The sequence below is a fragment of the Variovorax humicola genome (genome assembly GCF_037889915.1).
Taxonomy (GTDB): Bacteria; Pseudomonadota; Gammaproteobacteria; order Burkholderiales; family Burkholderiaceae_C; genus Variovorax; species Variovorax humicola.
Map to the genome: position 1 here is coordinate 148,987 of NZ_JBBKZV010000007.1, position 18,010 is coordinate 166,996.

The window sequence follows — 18,010 nt, forward strand, 5'->3', positions numbered from 1 at the left end:
ATGTTTGAAACTTCCACGCCAATCGTTAACTCCCCACAACAACGCCGTTACAAAACCTCACACAGCCCCTAAACTTCCGTCCATGAAACTCGCGCATGCCCTGGTTCTTGGTTTCGCCTGTGTGCTGCCGTTGGCCGCGAGCGCGCAATGGCAATGGGTCGACAACGCCGGCAAGACGGTTTTCAGCGACCAGCCGCCGCCGCTCGACGTGCCGGAAAAGAACATCCTTCGCCGTCCGACCCGCGCTGCAGGCGCGCCCCGCGTGAGCACCAGTCCCGCGCCGGCAGCCGACGCGGACGCTGCGGCCACAACGGCCAAGCCCGCCGCGAATGGGCCCAAACCCACCGGAGTCGACAAGGAACTCGAGGAAAAGGCGCGCAAGGCCGCGGAGGCCGAGAGGGCAAGGAAGGCAGTCGAGGCCGAGAGGGTGGCCAGGGCCAGGGCCGACAATTGCGTACAGGCACGCCAGAGCAAGGCCACGTTCGACAGCGGCCTTCGCGTCGCACGCGTCAACGCCCAGGGCGAGCGCGAATTCCTGGACGACAGTCAACGCGCCGCCGAGTTGCAACGCGCGCAATCCGCGATCGACCGCGACTGCAGGTAGGCGGGCTCAATAACCCGGCTTGCCGCCCTCGCGCCGTTTGGCGAACAGTCCGGTCGTACGCGCTCCCTGCCGGCGAAAGCGTTCACGCCGTGCCACTTTCGGGTCGACGGTGAGCGGCCGGCACAACTCGAGGCGATCCCCGTCGTTCAACGCTTGCTGCCACGCAACGGCCCGGCCCCAGACACCTGCGGGCATCGCGGCCCAATCCAACGCGGGAAATTGCATTGGCAACGCGCTGGCAAGCACAGCGTCCCGCGCCGTTGCGTGGTCAGGCAGCGTCAACACCTGCTCGAAGACTTCGCGCGGCGCCGGCGAATAAACCAGCGTGATCTGCATCAGGCGGGCGGCTTGTCGTAGACCTGCTCGGCGCGCTTGACAAACGCCTCGACCAGGCTGGATGCGATCTTGTCGAACACCGGTCCAACCAGTTTCTCGAGCGCGAAATTGCTGAAGCTGTAAGTCAGGTTCAGATCGACCCGGCAGGCCCGTTCGCCCTCGTCGCCCACGGGCTGGAACTTCCAGAGGCCATCGAGGTTGGAGAACGGCCCGCTGATCAGCTTGAGGTGGACTTCGCGCCCCGGCACTTGCGTATTGCGGGTGGTGAAGCTCTGATGGATGCCGCCGAATGCAAGGCCGACCTCGGCCGTCATTCCGTGGTCATCCTCGCTGATCACCCTGGAACGATCGCACCACGGCAGGAACTCGGGATACCGGGCTACATCCGTCACCAATGCATACATCTCCTCGGCGCTGTACCAGATCAGGACGGACTTGTGGACGGTTTTCATAGAATGGGCACGAGCGTGCGCGACGGATTGTATTGAAGCCATGCAGACCCAAATCAAGCACCATGGCCACCAAGAAAAAAGCAGACCCCTCCACACGCATCGCCGACAACAAGAAGGCTGCGTACAACTACTTCTTCGAGGAGCGCTTCGAGGCTGGCATGGTGCTGGAAGGCTGGGAAGTGAAGTCGCTGCGCGAAGGCAAGGTGCAACTCACCGATGGCTACGTGATGATCCGCGACGGCGAGATGTTCATCGTCGGCTGCCAGATCAATCCGCTGCGCAGCGCCTCGACCCACACCACGCCCGACTCGATCCGCACCAAGAAGCTGCTGCTGCACAAGGAACAGATCCGCCGCCTCACCGGCAAGGTCGAGCAGAAGGGCTACACCCTGGTGCCGCTGAACCTCCACTGGAAAGCGGGCAAGGTGAAGTGCGAGATCGCGCTGGCCAAGGGCAAGGCCGAGCATGACAAGCGCGATACCATCAAGGACCGCGAAGGCAAGCGCGAGGTCGAGCGCGCAATGAAGAGCCGAAACCGCTGAGATTTTTTCCACCGATGGAATAAACCAGTGCCGGCCGGCGTTTATGCATGAGTCGTCGCCAATGGTTGGCGACGCGTCCACACAGGAGCCTTGCATGCCGCCTTCCATCCGCCAGCCCGCCACTGCACTGATCGTCTATGCCACGATCTTCAGCGGCTTCGTCGCGTTTCCAGCATCGGCCCAGCCGAAGCCGGCTGACGGCGTGCTCGTCGGCCCCAACGGCATGACGCTGTACACCTTCGACAAGGATTCGATGGCAGTGGCAAATCGGTCCGCAATGGCCAGTGCGCCACCAACTGGCCGCCGCTGATGGCCGCGGACAGCGACAAGCCGGCCGGCGACCTGTCCATCGTCACGCGCGACGATGGCAAGAAGCAGTGGGCATCGAAGGGCTGGCCGCTCAACTACTGGATCAAGGACACCAAGGCCGGCGACAAGACCGGCGACGGCGTGAACGGCACCTGGAAAGTCGCCAAGCCATGATGGCCTGAGTCTCGATGGATCCACGCGCGCTGGTCGACCACATTCCAAGCCTGCGCCGCTACGCGCGGGCCCACTGACCGGCGACGCCTGGGCCGCCGACGACCTGGTGCAGGACACGCTCGAACGCGCCTGAAGCAAGTGGCGCCTCTGGACCATCGGCACCGACTTGCGCGCATGGCTCGTCACGATCATGCACAACGTCTTCGCCAGCCAGATGCGCCGCGCCCCGCCTGCGCGCGTCGTGATCGACATCGCCGATGCCGCGCACGAGTTGCGCGCCGCCGGCGGGCCGCACGACCAGGCCATGACCTGCAACGCTGCCTGCTTCTACTCCCCGAAGACCAGCGCGCCGTGCTGCTGCTGGTGGCGCTGGAGGACCTCAACTACGCGCAAGTGGCCAAGGTGCTGGCCATACCACCCGGCACAGTGATGTCGCGCCTCTCGCGTGCCCGCAGCCGCCTGCACGAATTGATGGAAGGGACGGCCGCCGCGTCCGCGCCCCATGCCGGCCTGCGCCGCCTCAAATGACGACCTGCCCATGAACCGTCCCGCCCCCCTCCTGACAACGCCGGCGACGCCGGCGACGACCAGCAAGCCTGGTACGCGCAGCGCGAAGCCTTGCGTCGACTGCATCAGGATGTGCTGGCCGAGCCAGTACCGCCGGCCCTGCTCGCCGCGGCCGGCGTCACCGCCGCGCGCCACGCCCGCCGTGCGAACTGGGCGCGCTGGGGCGGCATGGCTGCAGGTGTGCTGCTGGCCTTTGGCGCCGGCTGGCTGGCGAACAGCCAATGGTCTGCGACATACGCAGGCGCCAGACTGGCCAAGGCTGGCGGCGCAACGCGCGAATTCGTGCATGCAGCGTCGGTTGCCCATGCCGTCTACGCCCCGGAAAAACGCCATCCCGTCGAAGTCGCCGCAACCGAGCAGCAGCACCTGCTGCAATGGCTCTCCAAGCGGCTCGACAAGCCTTTGCAATTGCCCGATCTGTCGAGCCAGGGCTATGTGCTGGTCGGTGGTCGCCTGTTGCCGGGCGACCGTGGCGCGCGGGCGCAGTTCATGTTCGAAAACACCGCTGGCGAACGCGTCACGCTCTATGTCGGCACGCTGGCGGCGACCGAACCGAACGCCGGCACCTCTGCCTCGCAGGAAACAGCGTTCCGCTTCTCGTCCGACGGTCCGGTGCCCAGCTTCTACTGGGTCGACCGCGGCTTCGGCTATGCGATCGCCGGTCCGGTGCCGCGGGCAACGTTGCTGAATCTGGCGACATTGGTCTATCGTCAGTTGGGTCCGGCATAAACTGCCATTTCGCAATCAACGCTTTTTGTTGCGGCGATTTCTTAACCGAAGGAGAAACATCATCATGATCACCAAACTGTTCAGCGCTTCCGTCGTCGCGGTGGCCCTGCTTTCCGGCTGCGGCAGCATGTCCCGTGCACCCGACGCACCGACCCGCACCGCCGACGGCGTGCTGATCGGCCCGAATGGCATGACGCTCTACACCTTCAACAAGGACACCGCCAACAGCGGCAAGTCGGTCTGCAACGGCGTCTGCGCCACCAACTGGCCGCCGCTGATTGCGCCCGACTCGCCCAAGCAGCCGATGGGCCCCTACACCATCGTCATGCGTGACGACGGCAAGAAGCAGTGGGCCTACAAGGGCTGGCCCCTCTACTACTGGTCCAAGGACACGAAGGCCGGCGACAAGACCGGTGACGGCGTCGGCGGCGCCTGGGCTGTTGCAAAGCCCTGATCTCGGGAGCGGCCTGCCCGGCCGCCAACCGCTTGCCTGCCTGGCATCTTGACCCGACGTCCCGAGACCCGTCGTATCAGTTTTCCGCCACGCTACGGCGTGCCCCGCAACATATGCCAGGACGAGCACGGCGAAGTCTGTTCGTGGGCACCCGCGGAACCGGCTTTGCCGGGCCGCCGGGTGTGACCCCTCAAGGGGGAGGCGCCGCAGGCGCTTCGGGGGTGTTTCGTTTCCTCCGCGGAACCGGCTTTGCCGGGCCGCCGGGTGTGCCCCCTGGAAAGGGGGAGGCGCCGCAGGCGCTTCGGGGGTGTTTTATTTCAAGCAGCGGCCGGAGCACTCAGCCGTTCGCGCAGGCCCAGCAGTTCGTTTGCTACCAGCGCGCCGATCACGAGCGTGCCGCCGGTCAGGACGCTGGATGCGGGCGCTTCATTCGCGCCCACCCAGGCAAATCCGATTCCAAAAATCACCTCGAGCAATGACAGCAAGGCCACTTCGGGCGCCTTGAGCACCTTGGCGCAAAGCACCGAGAGAACGCAAGGTATGGCGAGCTGAAACAGGCCGAGAAATGCAAGCAAGCCCAGATCATGTGCATTGGCCCGCAGCGGCCATGCGAGCGGCAACGTCAGCAGGGCCGACAACGCCGCGCCGATGAGTACCGCAGGCACCAGGTCGACGTCGTGTCCGGTCGCATGGGCATGCTGCACCACCGTCCAGTTGCAGGCGAGCGCAAGCGGCACGCACAGCGCGACGAAGGTGCCGGTCATGGGGCCCTCGCCGAACTGCTGGCCGTACATCCACGCAATGCCGGCACCGGCCACCGCAATGGCGCCCCAGGTGCGTGCGGCGAGCCTGTGGCCGATGAAGATGCGCGCCGCCAATGCGGTGAATAGCGGACCCACCGACATCGTGACCAGCACATTTGCCGTCGACGTGATGGTGAGCGCCACCATGAACGCCGTGAACATCACGCTCCAGCACGCCCCCGACACCCACAACGCGGTGCCGCCCTGACGGATCCTGACGAACACGGCTCGTCCCCGCCACGCGGGCAGGATCACCAGCAAGGCCAGCACCGTGAACAGGCTGCGCCAGAAAGTGACTTCGAAACTGCGCGCCGCCTCGAGGTGACGTGTCACCACGCCGGCTGTGGCCCACATCAAGGTCACGACCACCATGAGCCAGACGGCGCGCGCGTGCGGCAGCTTCATGGTTTGCCCGAAGTCGGCTTGCTGTCGCCGCCAGCAAGCAGGCAAAGTCCGGCGCATTGAAGGTCGCTCATCGCATCGAGGATTCGCCGCATCGCGTCGCGCTGCGACCCCGCAGGCAACTGCTCTGACGGCGGAAGCACGCGAACGACAAAGGCACGCGAAACGAGCGGCAATGCGCGCGCATGCACCGGCGCCAGCTCGGCCATCGTGTCGAGCAGCCCGCAATAAGCAGTTCCGAGGCGCGTGTCGGCATAGCAGGCAGAGAGGCCGGCGTAGAGCTGCAACAGCGAAGTCTGGCTGCGCTTCAACCCACCCAGCCGCAACTGCGACGCCTGGGTCGCGCCGATCTTGCGCAGCATGGCCTCGGCAAGCGGAATCTGCCTTGCGATGCAGCGCGCCAGGAACGGCTGCAGCACCGCGAGTTCGTCCTGGTACTCGATGATGTTGCGGACCACGGCCTTTGCGTCGAGCTCGCCCTTCTGCACCGCCTGGAAGCTCATGTATCCCGTGATACCGGCCTTGGCGCGGTCGCAGACCTCCGACAATGCGCCGATGTCCTCGGTCGCATAGCCCACAACGTCCAGGAAGCGCGTCGAATCGCCCAGCAGCCGCAGCACGACCCCGCCCTGCGCATCCGCGAGGCGCGGCATCTCTTCCGGGTGCAGCGCACGCAGGCCGTCGAAGGCTTGGCCGGCTTGCGCATGCGCGGTGAGGGGCAGGTCGCCGGCGGCATGCGCGATGGGCGCCAGGAAACTTGCGACCAGCACCGCCGCGGCAGCGATGGCCTGCTTCCAGCGCCGGGCGCATGCGGCCACGGCTGCTTCGGCCGCGCATCGCACGGCCTTCGCGCTCGCCCGGTCCGCCTCAGGCGACCGTTTCGCGGGAAGCGCGCTTGCGCTCATGTTCCTTCAGGTAGCGCTTGCGCAGGCGCACGCTCTTCGGGGTGATTTCGACCAGTTCGTCGTCCTCGATGAATTCCACGCCGTATTCGAGCGTGAGTTCGATCGGCGGCGTGATCTTGATCGCGTCTTCCTTGCCCGAGACACGGAAGTTGGTGAGCTGCTTGGTGCGCGTGGCGTTCACCACCAGGTCGTTGTCGCGGCTATGAATGCCGACGATCATGCCCTCGTATACCGGGTCGTTGGCGCGCACGAACATGCGGCCGCGGTCGTCCAGCTTGCCGAGGGCGTAGGTGAAGATCTCACCGTCGTCCATCGAGATCAGCACGCCGTTCTTGCGGCTGCCGATTTCACCCTTGTGCGGCTCGTAGCTGTCGAAGATGTTGCTGATGAGGCCCGAGCCGCGCGTCAGGTTCAGGAATTCGTTGGTGAAGCCGATCAGGCCGCGCGCCGGAATGCGGTACTCCAGGCGCACGCGGCCACGGCCGTCCGGTTCCATGTTGACCAGTTCGCCCTTGCGTTCGCCCAGTGCCTGCATCACGCCACCCTGATGCTGCTCTTCGATGTCCGCCGTGACCAGCTCGATCGGCTCGTGCTTCTCGCCGTCGACGTTCCGGAACACCACGCGCGGCTTCGACACAGCCATCTCGTAGCCTTCGCGGCGCATGTTCTCCAGCAGGATCGTCAGGTGCAGTTCACCGCGGCCCATGACTTCGAACACACCCTCCTCGTCGGTCTCGTTCACGCGCAGCGCAACGTTGTGCTGCAGTTCCTTCTGCAGGCGATCCCAGATCTGGCGGCTGGTGACGAACTTGCCTTCGCGGCCGGCCAGCGGGCTGGTGTTGACGCAGAAGTTCATGGTCAGCGTCGGCTCGTCGACCTTGAGCATCGGCAGCGGCGCAGGGTTGGTGGGGTCGGTCACGGTCACGCCGATGCCGATGTCGGTAATGCCGTTGATCAGCACGATCTCACCCGGGCCCGCTTCGGTGGCCTGCACGCGGTCCAGACCCTGGAAGGTCAGAACCTGATTGATGCGGCCCTTCACCTGCTTGCCGTCCGGCCCTTCCATCACCACCACGTCCATCATCGGCTTCAACGTGCCCTGGCTGATGCGGCCCACGCCGATGCGGCCGACGAAAGTCGAGAAGTCGAGTGCGGAAATCTGCAGTTGCAACGGCGCGTCCGGGTCGCCATTCTGCGAGGGCACGTGCTGCAGGATGGTGTCGAACAGGGCCGACATGTCGGGACCCCACTGCTCGCCCTGCGGGCCTTCTTCGAGCGACGACCAGCCGTTGATGCCAGAGGCATAGACCACGGGGAAATCGAGCTGTTCATCGGTGGCGCCGAGCTTGTCGAAAAGGTCGAACGCAGCGTTGACCACCTTGTCCGGATTGGCGCCCGGCTTGTCGACCTTGTTCACGACCAGGATGGGCTTGAGGCCCAGGGCCAGCGCCTTCTTGGTCACGAAACGCGTCTGCGGCATCGGACCTTCCTGCGCATCGATCAAGAGCACCACGCCGTCGACCATCGACAGCGCACGTTCCACTTCGCCGCCAAAGTCCGCGTGGCCCGGGGTGTCGACGATGTTGATGTGCGTGCCCTGCCAGGTCACCGCGCAGTTCTTTGCGAGGATGGTGATGCCGCGTTCTTTTTCGATCGCGTTGTTGTCCATCACGGTGTCGACCACTTTCTCGTGTTCGGCGAAGGTGCCGGACTGGCGCAGCAGTTGGTCGACCATGGTGGTCTTGCCATGGTCCACGTGGGCAATGATGGCGATGTTGCGGATTTGCTTGGTACTCATGGTGTCGTCTCGCAAGGAGTTGCGTTCAAAAGGATTTGCTGGATTTCGATGGGGTTCAGCAAGCGCCCCGGGATCAGTTCGTTGGCAGCGACATGTGCCGTGCCGAGGAAGGCTGCAGGTTCGCTGCCGAACACGGCGACTTCGCTCGCGTCGGGCCACTGGCCACGGCGGCGCAGGCCCGACAGGAAACGCGCCGCATCTTCGGCGCCGAGCGTGACACGGCTGTGGCCAGCGACCAGGGCTTCGGCCGGCAGAAGTTGCGCAAGGCGTTCTTCTTCGCTCATGGCTTCGAGCGCTTCAAGCGTGATGCATTGCGATGTGTCGAAGTCGCCGGTGGCGACGCGCCGCAGCGACGTGAGGTGCGCGCCGCAGCCCAGCGCCTCGCCGATGTCCTCGCCGAGCGTGCGGATGTAGGTACCCTTGCTGACGGTCGCGAGAATCTTGATGGTGGCCTTTTCGACCGCTTCGGTCAGCTTCAACTTGTGGATCACGACGTCGCGCGCGGCACGTTCGACCTCGATGCCCTCGCGGGCGTATTCGTAGAGCGCCTTGCCGTCTTTCTTGAGCGCGCTGTGCATTGGCGGCACCTGTCGCAACGGGCCAGTGAACTGCGTTTCGACGCGCGCGAGGTCTTCAGGCGTCACATGGACCGTACGCTGCACGATCACATCGCCTTCGGCATCGCCGGTGGATGTCTTCACGCCCAGGCGAGCCGTGGCTTCGTAGGACTTGTCAGCGTCGAGGTGCAATTGGCTGAATTTTGTCGCGGCGCCAAAGCACAGCGGCAAGACGCCGGTCGCCAACGGATCGAGCGTGCCCGTGTGCCCCGCCTTCTCGGCGCGCAACAGCCACTTGGCCTTTTGCAAGGCCTGGTTGCTGGAAAGTCCCAGCGGCTTGTCGAGCAGCAACACCCCATGCACAGGGCGCCGCTGCACCCTTGTGCGTGGCGCGTGCATGGCTACTCCTCTTTCGAGCGAGAGGCGACTGCCTGCGCGATCAGCTTGTTCATGTCGGCGGCACGCTCGGTGGTCCGGTCGAAGAGGAAGTGCAGCGTCGGCACGGTGTGGATGTGCAGGCGCTTGAACAGGCCGGCGCGCAGGAAGCCCGCGGCCTGGTTCAATGCCTCGGTGGTCTCCACCGGGTCGCCCGTCAGCACGCTGAAGTACACCTTCGCATGCGCGTAGTCCGGCGTGACCTCGACGCCTTGCAGCGTCACCATGCCCACGCGCGGATCCTTCAGTTCGCGCCCGATCAACTCCGTCAGGTCACGCTGGATCTGATCGGCGATCTTGAACGATCGGTTGGGAGCGGCGGCTTTGCGTTTGGGCACGGCGGGCTGTTCGTTCGTTGCTTACAGCGTACGCGCGATTTCCTTGACCTCAAAGAACTCGAGCTGATCGCCCTCTTTGATGTCGTTGTAGTTCTTGAGCTTGATACCGCACTCGAAGCCTTCGCGGACTTCGCGCACGTCGTCCTTCATGCGCTTGAGCGAATCGATCTCGCCGGTGTAGACCACGACGTTGTCGCGCAGCAGGCGGAAATGCGAGCTGCGCGTGACATGGCCCGACGTGATGTACGAACCCGCCACCGTACCGATCTTCGACGCGACGAACACCGTGCGGATCTCCGCCGAGCCAATGACCTCTTCGCGGCGCTCGGGCGCCAGCATGCCGGACATCGCCACCTTCACCTCGTCCACGGCGTCGTAGATGATGCTGTAGTAGTTCAGCTGCACGCCGTTGCCTTCGGCCAGCTTGCGCGCGCCGGCATCGGCACGGACGTTGAAGCCGATGACCACAGCCTTGGAAGCGATCGCGAGGTTGATGTCGCTTTCGCTGATGCCGCCGACGCCCGCGTAGACGATCTGCACCTTGACTTCTTCGGTCGCCAGCTTGAGCAGCGACTGCGCCAAAGCTTCCTGTGAACCTTGCACGTCGGCCTTGATGATGATGCGCAGCGTCTGCACCTCGCCAGCCGACAGGTCGGTGAACATGTTCGACAGGTTCGCAGCCTGTTGCTTGGCCAGCTTGGTGTTGCGGAACTTGCCGGCGCGGTAGGTCGCGATTTCGCGCGCACGGCGCTCGTCGGCCATCACCATGAACTCGTCGCCCGCTTGCGGCACTTCGGTCAAACCCTGGATTTCCACCGGGATCGACGGGCCGGCCACCTTGATGGACTTGCCGTCTTCGTCGAGCATGGCGCGCACGCGGCCAAAGGTCGAACCAGCCAGCACCACGTCGCCGGTCTTCAGCGTGCCGGACTGAACCAGCACGGTCGCGACCGGGCCGCGGCCCTTGTCCAACTGAGCTTCGATGACCAGGCCCTTGGCAGCGGCATCGACCGGCGCCTTGAGTTCCAGCACTTCGGCTTGCAGCAGCACCTGTTCAAGCAGACTGTCGACACCTGCGCCCGTCTTGGCGGACACCGGCACGAACGGCACGTCGCCGCCGTATTCTTCTGGAACGACTTCTTCAGCCACCAGCTCCTGCTTGACACGGTCGAGATTGGCGTCGGGCTTGTCGATCTTGTTGATCGCGACCACGATCGGCACACCGGCCGCCTTGGCATGCTTGATGGCTTCCTTGGTCTGCGGCATGACGCCGTCGTCGGCCGCCACCACGAGGATGACGATGTCGGTGGCCTGCGCACCACGGGCACGCATGGCGGTGAACGCCTCGTGGCCCGGGGTATCGAGGAAGGACACCGTGCCGCGCGGCGTTTCGACGTGATAGGCGCCGATGTGCTGCGTGATGCCGCCGGCTTCGCCCGCCGCGACCTTGGCGCGGCGGATGTAGTCGAGCAGCGAGGTCTTGCCGTGGTCGACGTGGCCCATGACGGTCACGACCGGTGCACGCGGCAGCAGTTCGGCCTGTTGAGCCGAGACGTCCTCGTCGGTGAAGGCTTCCGGATCGTCCAGCGCGGCAACGACCGCGTTGTGGCCCAGTTCTTCCACCACGATCATGGCGGTGTCCTGGTCGAGCGACTGGTTGATGGTCGCCATCATGCCGAGCTTCATCAACTGCTTGATGACCTCTTGCGCCTTGACGGCCATCTTGTGCGCCAGTTCGGCAACGGTGATGGTTTCTGGCACGTGCACTTCGAGCACGCGCGCTTCCACCGGTGCGGCTTGCTGATGCTCTTCCGGGCCTCCGCGGTCATTGCCGCGACGGCCGCGCGGACCACCCCGCCAGTTGCCACGGCCAACACCGCCGCTGGCGTCGCCACGGGTCTTGATTTCCTTCTTCTTGGCCGGATCGCCCGCCCAGCTCGACGAGAGCTTGGCGGACTTGACGTCCTTGCTGGTGCCCGGTGCGGCCGGAGCCGCGCCCGGTGCTGCCGCAGCAGGTGCGCCAGTACGCGCGGCGGGCGTGGCAGGCTTGTGCAGCGTGCCCTTGACGGCCGGCTTTGGCGCTTCCTTCTCGGGCGCCTTGTGCGGCACCAGCACACGGGCCGGTGCATTCATCATGGCGCGGATGGCTTCGGCCTCGGCCAGCGCCTTGCGGCGGCGTTCGTCCAGGTCCTTGGCGCGGGCCGCTTCTTCGTCTGCACGCGCCTTCGAATCGGCGGCGGCCTTGGCCTTGGCGTCTTCCTTGACTTGTGCAGCCGCGGCGTCGGCAGCCGCCTTGTCAGCAGCGGCCTTGGCGGCGGCAGCCTTTGCAGCTTCCTCGGCAGCGACGGCCTTGGCAGTGCTCTTTGCGGGTGCGACGGGAGCCGCGGCTTCCTTCTCCTTCTGCCTGGCGACTGCTTCAGCTTCCGCCTTGGCGGCTTGCTCGGCCAGTTCGGCCTTTTCAGCCTTCTCGGCGCGCTCAGCCTGCTCGCGTTCACGGGCCTCGGCCTCTTCGCGCACACGGCGCTTCTCGACCAGCTCTTCTTCCTGGCGACGGATCAGCTCGGCCTGGCGGCGCGCGCCTTCCTCGCGGCGGGCCAATTCGGCCTCGTCGATCTGGGGTGCGGCAGGGGCTTGTGCAACCGGCGCTTCGATCGGAGGCGCCTCGGGCGCGGGTGCATGAGCCTCATCGCGCTGGATGAAGGTGCGTTTCTTGCGCACTTCCACCTGGATGGTGCGCGCGCGGCCGGTGGCGTCGGCCTGCTTGATCTCGCTGGTCGACTTCTTGACCAGGGTGATCTTCTTGCGCTCCGGCTCGACAGTGCCATGGCTGGCCTTCAGGTGGCCGAGCAGGCGCTGCTTGTCCGACTCGGTGAGCGCATCGGTCGCGGCCGCTTTGGGCACGCCTGCGCTCTTGAGCTGGTCAAGAAGGATTTCGGGGGTCTTTTTGAGTTCGTTCGCGAACTCGGCGACTGTGGTGCTGGACATATGTGCTTTGAGCCTCCATGACCGTCAAGCCTGGCCGGCGAACCAATGTTCGCGGGCTTTCAGGATGAGGGCTTTGGCGTCATCGGCGCTCTGGCCGGTGATCTCGGTGAGTTCGTCGACCGCGAGGTCGGCCAGGTCGTCGCGGGTGTGGACACCCGCCGCGGCCAACTTGGGAATGAGTTCTGCGTCGAGGCCTTCGAGGTCGCGCAGGTTCTGCGAGACGGTCTCGACGTTCTCTTCCTTGGCGATTTCCATCGTCAACAGCGCATCCTTGGCGCGTGAACGCAGTTCGTTGATGGTGTCTTCGTCGAAGCTCTCGATTTCGAGCAGCTCGGAGATCGGCACATAGGCCACTTCCTCGAGGCTGGTGAAGCCTTCGGAGATCAGGATGTCGGCGATTTCCTCGTCGACGTCGAGCTTTTCCATGAACAGCTTGCGGCTGGCGTCGGTTTCGACGGCCTGCTTCTGCGCCGATTCGTTGGCGTCCATGATGTTGATCTTCCAGCCGGTGAGGTCGGAAGCCAGGCGCACGTTCTGGCCGCCGCGGCCGATGGCAATGGCGAGGTTTTCCTCGTCGACGACCACGTCCATGGCGTGCTTTTCCTCGTCGACCACGATCGAGCTCACATTGGCCGGAGCCAGCGCGCCGATCACGAACTGCGCCGGATCCTCGCTCCACAACACGATGTCGACGCGCTCGCCGGCCAGTTCGTTGGTGACGGCATTCACGCGGGTGCCCCGCACGCCGACGCAGGTGCCGATCGGGTCGACACGCTTGTCGTGCGAGAGCACGGCGATCTTGGCGCGTGAACCGGGGTCACGGGCGCAGCTTTTGATCTCGAGCAGCCCCTGTTCGATTTCGGGCACTTCCTGGCGAAACAGTTCGATCATGAACTCGGGCGCCGAGCGCGACAGGATGATCGGCGCGCCGCGCAGCGTCAGGTCGACTTCCATGATCATGGCCCGCACGCGGTCGCCGTTGCGCAGGTTTTCCTTGGCGATCATCTCGCTGCGGCGCAGGCGGCCTTCGACGCGGCCGGCCTCGACGATGATGTCGCCCTTGTCCAGGCGCTTGACGGTGCCCACGAAGATCTTGTCGCCGCGCGACATGAAATCGTTCAGCAGCATCTCGCGCTCGGCGTCGCGGATCTTCTGCAGGATCACCTGCTTGGCGGCCATCGCGCCGATGCGGCCGATCGGCACCGATTCCACCGATTCCTCGATGTACTCGTCGACCTCGATGTCGGGCATTTCTTCCTTGGCTTCGAACAGCAGGATTTCCTGGTCGGGCAGTTGCAGGCCGGCCTCGTCGGGGACGACGTGCCAGCGGCGGAAGGTTTCGTAGACGCCGCTGTCGCGGTCGATGGCGACACGAATGTCCACGTCACCCTGGTGAAGTTTCTTGGTGGCTTGCGCCAATGCGGATTCCACCGCGCCGAACACCACGTCACGTTCGACGTTCTTCTCCCGCGAGATCGCATCCACCAACATCAACATTTCGCGATTCATGCCACTACGCTCCTCGATCAGTCCGGCGACCCGCCGGTTTTGGCCTTACGGCCCTTGAAATCCACGATTGGCGCGAGCCGCGCGTCGCGCAGTTCGTCCAATGCGAAGCCGAGCGCCTGCAACGGTGCGGGCTCTCGCTTCTTGCTCACTTTTTGTCCTGGCTTGGGTGCAGGGGCATCGCTCCAGACGATTTGCCATCCACCCGACTCGGCACGCTCCAGCGTGCCCCGAAACTTCTTCCGGCTGGCCGACACCTGGCCACCCGCTGCAGCGCCCATCGGCGCCTTGAGCGTCAGGTCGATCACTTCGCCGACGAAACGCTCGAAATCCTTCTCGTGCCGCAGCGGCCTGTCAATGCCCGGCGAGGACACTTCGAGGCGCTTGTAGTCGACCTGATCGACTTCCAAGGCGAACTGCAACTGCCGCGTGACCTTCTCGCAGTCCTCGACCGTCACGAACGGTTCGGGCGCGCCGGCCACAGTTCCTGAATTGAGGCCATTCCAGGGCAAATCAATCGTGACGCGCAGCAGCCCCCCTGCGGATCTTTCGATCTCGACCAGGTCGTAGCCGAGTCCGGCAACGGTTTGTTCCACTGTCTGCTGCAATGCCACGTGTTCGAATTCGCCTTGAGTTGTGTGTCTGTGCCTGACACTGCTCCGGGCGCCGCCTTGACCGTTGACCGTGCAGCAGTGTCGATAATCGATCGACCAAAAAAAACGGGCGGTTGGTACCCGCCCGTTTGGTCGTGAGCCTCGAATTATATGCCAGTTATGTTTCAAATGTTGCTGCTAAAGGACTCAATGACGGCTCTGACAGCGCCTTCAGGGCGCTTGGCAGCCGAGGGGGCGTGTTTGCAACAGGTTGTTTCGAGTGGCCGTTTGCAATTTGTAACTACGCTACTCCCCGGCCAATGCCGGTTGCACTGAAACCGGTGCAATTTCTCCCTTTTGGTGCGCTCCAGTCGACCGACCGTGTTGGATCAGCGCGACCGCAATCGCCGCGATCACCGCCGGAATCGCAATCGCCATGAAGTTTTGTTCCAGCGGCAGCGCCATGCCGACCAGCGACCCGATCGCGATGGGAGCCAGGATGGCGCCGCTTCTACCCACCCCGGACGCCCAGCCGATGCCGGTAGCGCGCACCGCCATCGGATAGAACTGGCCAACGTACGCATATGTGACGATCTGGGTGCCGATGGTCGACGCGCCGGCCAGGCCGACGAGCAGGAACAGCAGTTCCGTCGGAACCCGATAGCCCAGCAGCGTGATCGAGACCGCGGCCAACGCGTACATCCCCACCAGCACGTACTTGATGTGGAAGCGATCGGCCAGCCAGCCGCCGCCGACCGCGCCCAGCATGGCGCCGAAGTTCAGCACCAGAACGAAGGTCAACGCCGAACCGAGGCTGTAGCCGGCGCCGGCCATCAGCTTGGTCAGCCATGAACTGAGCGCGTAGACCATGAACAGGCACATGAAGAAGGCGATCCAGAACATGACGGTGCTGAATCCCCTCCCCTCCTGGAACAGCCGGCCGATCGGCGCGCTGTCGGCCTTGTCCTCGCGCGGCAACTCGAAAGTGTCCGTCGCGCCCGCGCGGTAGCCCGGATCGAGGCGGCTTGCGATCGCCTTCAATTGATCGATCCGTTTCGCCTTGATGAGGAACGGCATCGACTCCGGCATCGAGCGCAGGATGAAGGGGATCAACAAGACTGGCAGGCCGGCGGCCAGGAAGACCGACGCCCAACCGTAGGCCTCGATCAACCCCTTGCCGAGCAGTGCAGCCAGCATGCCGCCGACTGCGTAGCCGCTGAACATCAGCGTGACCATGGTGCTGCGGATCTTGCGGGGCGAATACTCGGTCATCTGTGCGACGACGTTCGGCATGACGCCGCCGATGCCGAGGCCCGCCAGAAAGCGCATCACGCTGAACGTCACGGGCTCATGCGTCAGGCCCGCGGCGGCCGTGAAGACGCTGAATAGGGCGATGCACGTCGCGATGGCTCGGCGCCTGCCGATCCTGTCGGCAATGGTGCCCAGGAAGATGGCGCCGAACATCATGCCGAACAGCGCCGAACTCACCATGAAGCCCGCGTTGGTCGGGCTCACGCCCATCTCCTTCATGATCGATGGCAAGGCGATGCCGGCGACGGCCAGGTCGTAGCCGTCGAAGATGATGATCAGGGCGCACCAGAAGAGCACCTTTCCGTGGAAACCGTTGAAGCGGGCTTCGTCTGACAGCTTGTGCAGGTCGATGTGGCGCATGGCTTGTCTCTCGTTGGATTTTCGGGATGTCGATGGGCGGCTCAGCCGAGATCGCCGCCGCCGACAGGCAGCACCGTTCCGGTGATGTAGGACGACTCGTCGGAAGCGAAGAACAGGATCGGCGCGACTTGCTCGTCGATGGTTCCGTAGCGGTGCATGAGGCTGGAATCGACCGTCTGGTCGACCACGCCTTGGTACCAGGCGGTCTCCTGGCGTCCGGGCTTGGCCTTCGATGCGTTGCGGGGCACTCGGCGCGGCGGCGCGTCGGTGCCGCCCGGGGCCGTGGCATTGATGCGGATGCCATTGTGCGTGTGCTCCATCGCCAGCGATGCGGTCAGAGCGTTGACGCCGCCCTTGGCCGCCGAATAGGGCACGCGATGCACGCCGCGCGTGGCGACCGACGACACGTTGACGATCACGCCGCGCTTCTTCCGGACCATGAAAGGCAATGCGGCGCGGCATGACCACAGCGTCGGAAAGAGCGAGCGCCGGATCTCGGCCTCGATCTGCGCCTCCTCGTAGTGCTCGTAGGGCTTGGCCCAGATGGTGCCGCCGACGTTGTTGATCAGCACGTCGACGCGCTTGAACCGGGCGAGGCATTCCGCCACCATGGCCTGCGCGCCTGCGAAAGTTTCGAGGTCGGCCTGGAAGGCTGACGCAGTGCCGCCGCCCTCCTCGATCTCCGCCACGACTTCGTTGACGATGTCGGCGCGGTCAACGGCCAGCACGGTGCCGCCTTCGGCAGCCACCTTCAGGGCGACGCCGCGGCCGATGCCTTGCGCAGCGCCGGTGACGATGACGACCTTGTTGCTGAAGCGTGCGCGGCTCATGCTGCCACCGCTTCGTTGGCCGACGAGAACTTCTCGAAGTGGAAGCTCTTGGGCGTGACACCGACACCGGACATCCACTTGCGCACGCCCTCGACCATCGGTGGCGGGCCGCAAACGTAGACGTCGACGTTGCCCTCGTGGAGGTCATCGCCGGAGAGGTGGTTGGTGACGTAGCCTTGCTTCGGATGACCACTCGCCTGGTCGACCACGCAGGAAAAGAAATCGAAGTCCGGAAGACTGGCCTTCAAGGCGCACAGGGTTTCGAGTTCGACCAGGTCGTCGTTCGTGTTCACGCCGTACGCGAGGCGGATCGGGTGGTCCGTCGGGTTGTCCTTGAGCCAGTGCAGCATCGACAGGAAAGGCGCAAGGCCGGTGCCGCCGGCGAGCATCAGGATCGGGCGCACCGCCGGGCGCAGGTAGAAGCTGCCGTAGGGCCCGGTGAACATCATGAAGTCCTCGGGCTGCGCCTGCTTGCGCATGTAGGTGCTCATCAGGCCGTCGGGCACGTCGCGGATCAGGAAGGCCAGCTCGGATGAGTTGGGTGCGGAGCTGAAGGAATACGAGCGCGTCTGCTTGCTGCCCGGCACCATCAGGTTCACGTACTGGCCGGGCAGGAATGCCAGCGGCCGCTCTGCCTGCAGCGCGAACGAGACGGTCGTTGCCGAGTCGCGCTCGATCTTCGTCAGCTTGCCGCCATGCGCGCCCACCTCCGTCTTGCACGCAGCCGACGAAGCCGGCACGCGCACCACGCAATCGGACGTCGGCTTCATCTGGCAGGTGAGCACGTAGCCGTTCGCGGCCTCGTCGTCGGCGAGCGCATCCTCGATGTAGTCGCCCATCGTGAAGCTGCCGCTCTCGCAATGGCACTTGCAGGTGCCGCAGGCGCCGTCGCGGCAGTCCAGCGGGATGTTGATCTTGGCTCGGTAGGCCGCGTCGGCGACCAGTTCGTTGGGCTCGCACGGGATGATGCGCGACACGCCATCCTCGAACTGCAGGGCGATGTTGTAGGTCATGGTTGTC

Annotated in this window: 17 protein-coding genes and 2 pseudogenes; 6 read left to right on the forward strand and 13 right to left on the reverse strand. The window is 64.7% G+C overall.

The features are described 5' to 3' along the window. Positions 1-82 precede the first annotated feature (82 nt). On the forward strand, positions 83-604 hold the full coding sequence (locus WKW80_RS14760) for a DUF4124 domain-containing protein (protein ID WP_340364317.1): 522 nt from the start codon (positions 83-85) through the stop codon (positions 602-604). A gap of 6 nt (positions 605-610) precedes the next feature. Here the strand turns inward: WKW80_RS14760 and WKW80_RS14765 are convergent, their stop codons facing one another. Together WKW80_RS14765 and WKW80_RS14770 are read right to left on the reverse strand one after the other, a co-directional pair. Beyond that, on the reverse strand, positions 611-940 hold the full coding sequence (locus tag WKW80_RS14765; RefSeq protein WP_340364318.1) for an RnfH family protein: 330 nt from the start codon (positions 938-940) through the stop codon (positions 611-613). Further along, positions 940-1,392 carry a type II toxin-antitoxin system RatA family toxin gene (locus WKW80_RS14770; RefSeq protein ID WP_340364319.1) on the reverse strand — a complete coding sequence of 151 codons (453 nt, stop codon included), beginning with the start codon at positions 1,390-1,392 and terminating at the stop codon, positions 940-942. Before WKW80_RS14770 ends, WKW80_RS14765 begins: the two co-directional genes overlap by 1 nt. Positions 1,393-1,454: 62 nt before the next feature. Here WKW80_RS14770 and smpB point away from each other — a divergent pair, with 62 nt between their 5' ends. The 5 genes and pseudogenes from smpB to WKW80_RS14795 all read left to right on the forward strand — a co-directional run bounded on the left by smpB (position 1,455) and on the right by WKW80_RS14795 (position 4,167). Continuing rightward, positions 1,455-1,934: an SsrA-binding protein SmpB gene (gene smpB, locus WKW80_RS14775; RefSeq protein WP_340364320.1), complete on the forward strand. Its 480-nt coding sequence runs from the start codon at positions 1,455-1,457 to the stop codon at positions 1,932-1,934. A gap of 94 nt (positions 1,935-2,028) precedes the next feature. Beyond that, positions 2,029-2,417: pseudogene (locus WKW80_RS14780) on the forward strand (COG4315 family predicted lipoprotein). A gap of 14 nt (positions 2,418-2,431) precedes the next feature. Beyond that, positions 2,432-2,945, forward strand: a pseudogene (locus tag WKW80_RS14785) (sigma-70 family RNA polymerase sigma factor). A gap of 90 nt (positions 2,946-3,035) precedes the next feature. After that, the gene (locus WKW80_RS14790) at positions 3,036-3,713 is read left to right on the forward strand and encodes an anti-sigma factor family protein (protein WP_340364321.1); all 678 of its coding nucleotides are present in this window, start codon (positions 3,036-3,038) and stop codon (positions 3,711-3,713) included. A 64-nt stretch (positions 3,714-3,777) separates the two neighbouring features. Then, positions 3,778-4,167 carry a COG4315 family predicted lipoprotein gene (locus tag WKW80_RS14795; RefSeq protein WP_340364322.1) on the forward strand — a complete coding sequence of 130 codons (390 nt, stop codon included), beginning with the start codon at positions 3,778-3,780 and terminating at the stop codon, positions 4,165-4,167. Positions 4,168-4,484: 317 nt separating this feature from the next. Here WKW80_RS14795 and WKW80_RS14800 read toward each other — a convergent pair whose 3' ends face one another. The 11 genes from WKW80_RS14800 to benC form a co-directional block, all read right to left on the reverse strand. After that, the gene (locus tag WKW80_RS14800) at positions 4,485-5,375 is read right to left on the reverse strand and encodes a DMT family transporter (RefSeq protein ID WP_340364323.1); all 891 of its coding nucleotides are present in this window, start codon (positions 5,373-5,375) and stop codon (positions 4,485-4,487) included. Beyond that, complete coding sequence (locus WKW80_RS14805; protein WP_340364324.1) at positions 5,372-6,190, reverse strand: hypothetical protein; 819 nt, start codon at positions 6,188-6,190, stop codon at positions 5,372-5,374. The genes WKW80_RS14800 and WKW80_RS14805 overlap by 4 nt, the downstream gene beginning before the upstream one ends. Positions 6,191-6,239: 49 nt before the next feature. Beyond that, positions 6,240-8,075 (reverse strand): translational GTPase TypA, encoded by a 1,836-nt coding sequence (gene typA / locus WKW80_RS14810; RefSeq protein ID WP_340364325.1) that lies wholly within the window; start codon positions 8,073-8,075, stop codon positions 6,240-6,242. Next, entirely contained in the window at positions 8,072-9,031 is a 960-nt protein-coding gene (gene truB, locus WKW80_RS14815) for a tRNA pseudouridine(55) synthase TruB (protein ID WP_340364326.1), read from the reverse strand. The genes typA and truB overlap by 4 nt, the downstream gene beginning before the upstream one ends. Positions 9,032-9,033: 2 nt before the next feature. Continuing rightward, the gene (rbfA, locus tag WKW80_RS14820; protein WP_340364327.1) at positions 9,034-9,405 is read right to left on the reverse strand and encodes a 30S ribosome-binding factor RbfA; all 372 of its coding nucleotides are present in this window, start codon (positions 9,403-9,405) and stop codon (positions 9,034-9,036) included. Positions 9,406-9,426: 21 nt separating this feature from the next. Next, positions 9,427-12,390 carry a translation initiation factor IF-2 gene (infB, locus tag WKW80_RS14825; RefSeq protein ID WP_340364328.1) on the reverse strand — a complete coding sequence of 988 codons (2,964 nt, stop codon included), beginning with the start codon at positions 12,388-12,390 and terminating at the stop codon, positions 9,427-9,429. A gap of 24 nt (positions 12,391-12,414) precedes the next feature. Further along, positions 12,415-13,899 carry a transcription termination factor NusA gene (gene nusA / locus WKW80_RS14830; RefSeq protein ID WP_340364329.1) on the reverse strand — a complete coding sequence of 495 codons (1,485 nt, stop codon included), beginning with the start codon at positions 13,897-13,899 and terminating at the stop codon, positions 12,415-12,417. 17 nt (positions 13,900-13,916) lie between these two features. Further along, the gene (gene rimP / locus WKW80_RS14835; RefSeq protein ID WP_340364421.1) at positions 13,917-14,510 is read right to left on the reverse strand and encodes a ribosome maturation factor RimP; all 594 of its coding nucleotides are present in this window, start codon (positions 14,508-14,510) and stop codon (positions 13,917-13,919) included. Between the two features lie 285 nt (positions 14,511-14,795). Then, entirely contained in the window at positions 14,796-16,160 is a 1,365-nt protein-coding gene (locus WKW80_RS14840; RefSeq protein WP_340364330.1) for an MFS transporter, read from the reverse strand. A gap of 41 nt (positions 16,161-16,201) precedes the next feature. Further along, positions 16,202-16,990 (reverse strand): benzoate diol dehydrogenase BenD, encoded by a 789-nt coding sequence (gene benD / locus WKW80_RS14845; protein WP_340364331.1) that lies wholly within the window; start codon positions 16,988-16,990, stop codon positions 16,202-16,204. Next, positions 16,987-18,003 carry a benzoate 1,2-dioxygenase electron transfer component BenC gene (benC, locus tag WKW80_RS14850; RefSeq protein ID WP_340364332.1) on the reverse strand — a complete coding sequence of 339 codons (1,017 nt, stop codon included), beginning with the start codon at positions 18,001-18,003 and terminating at the stop codon, positions 16,987-16,989. The genes benD and benC overlap by 4 nt, the downstream gene beginning before the upstream one ends. Positions 18,004-18,010 lie beyond the last annotated feature (7 nt).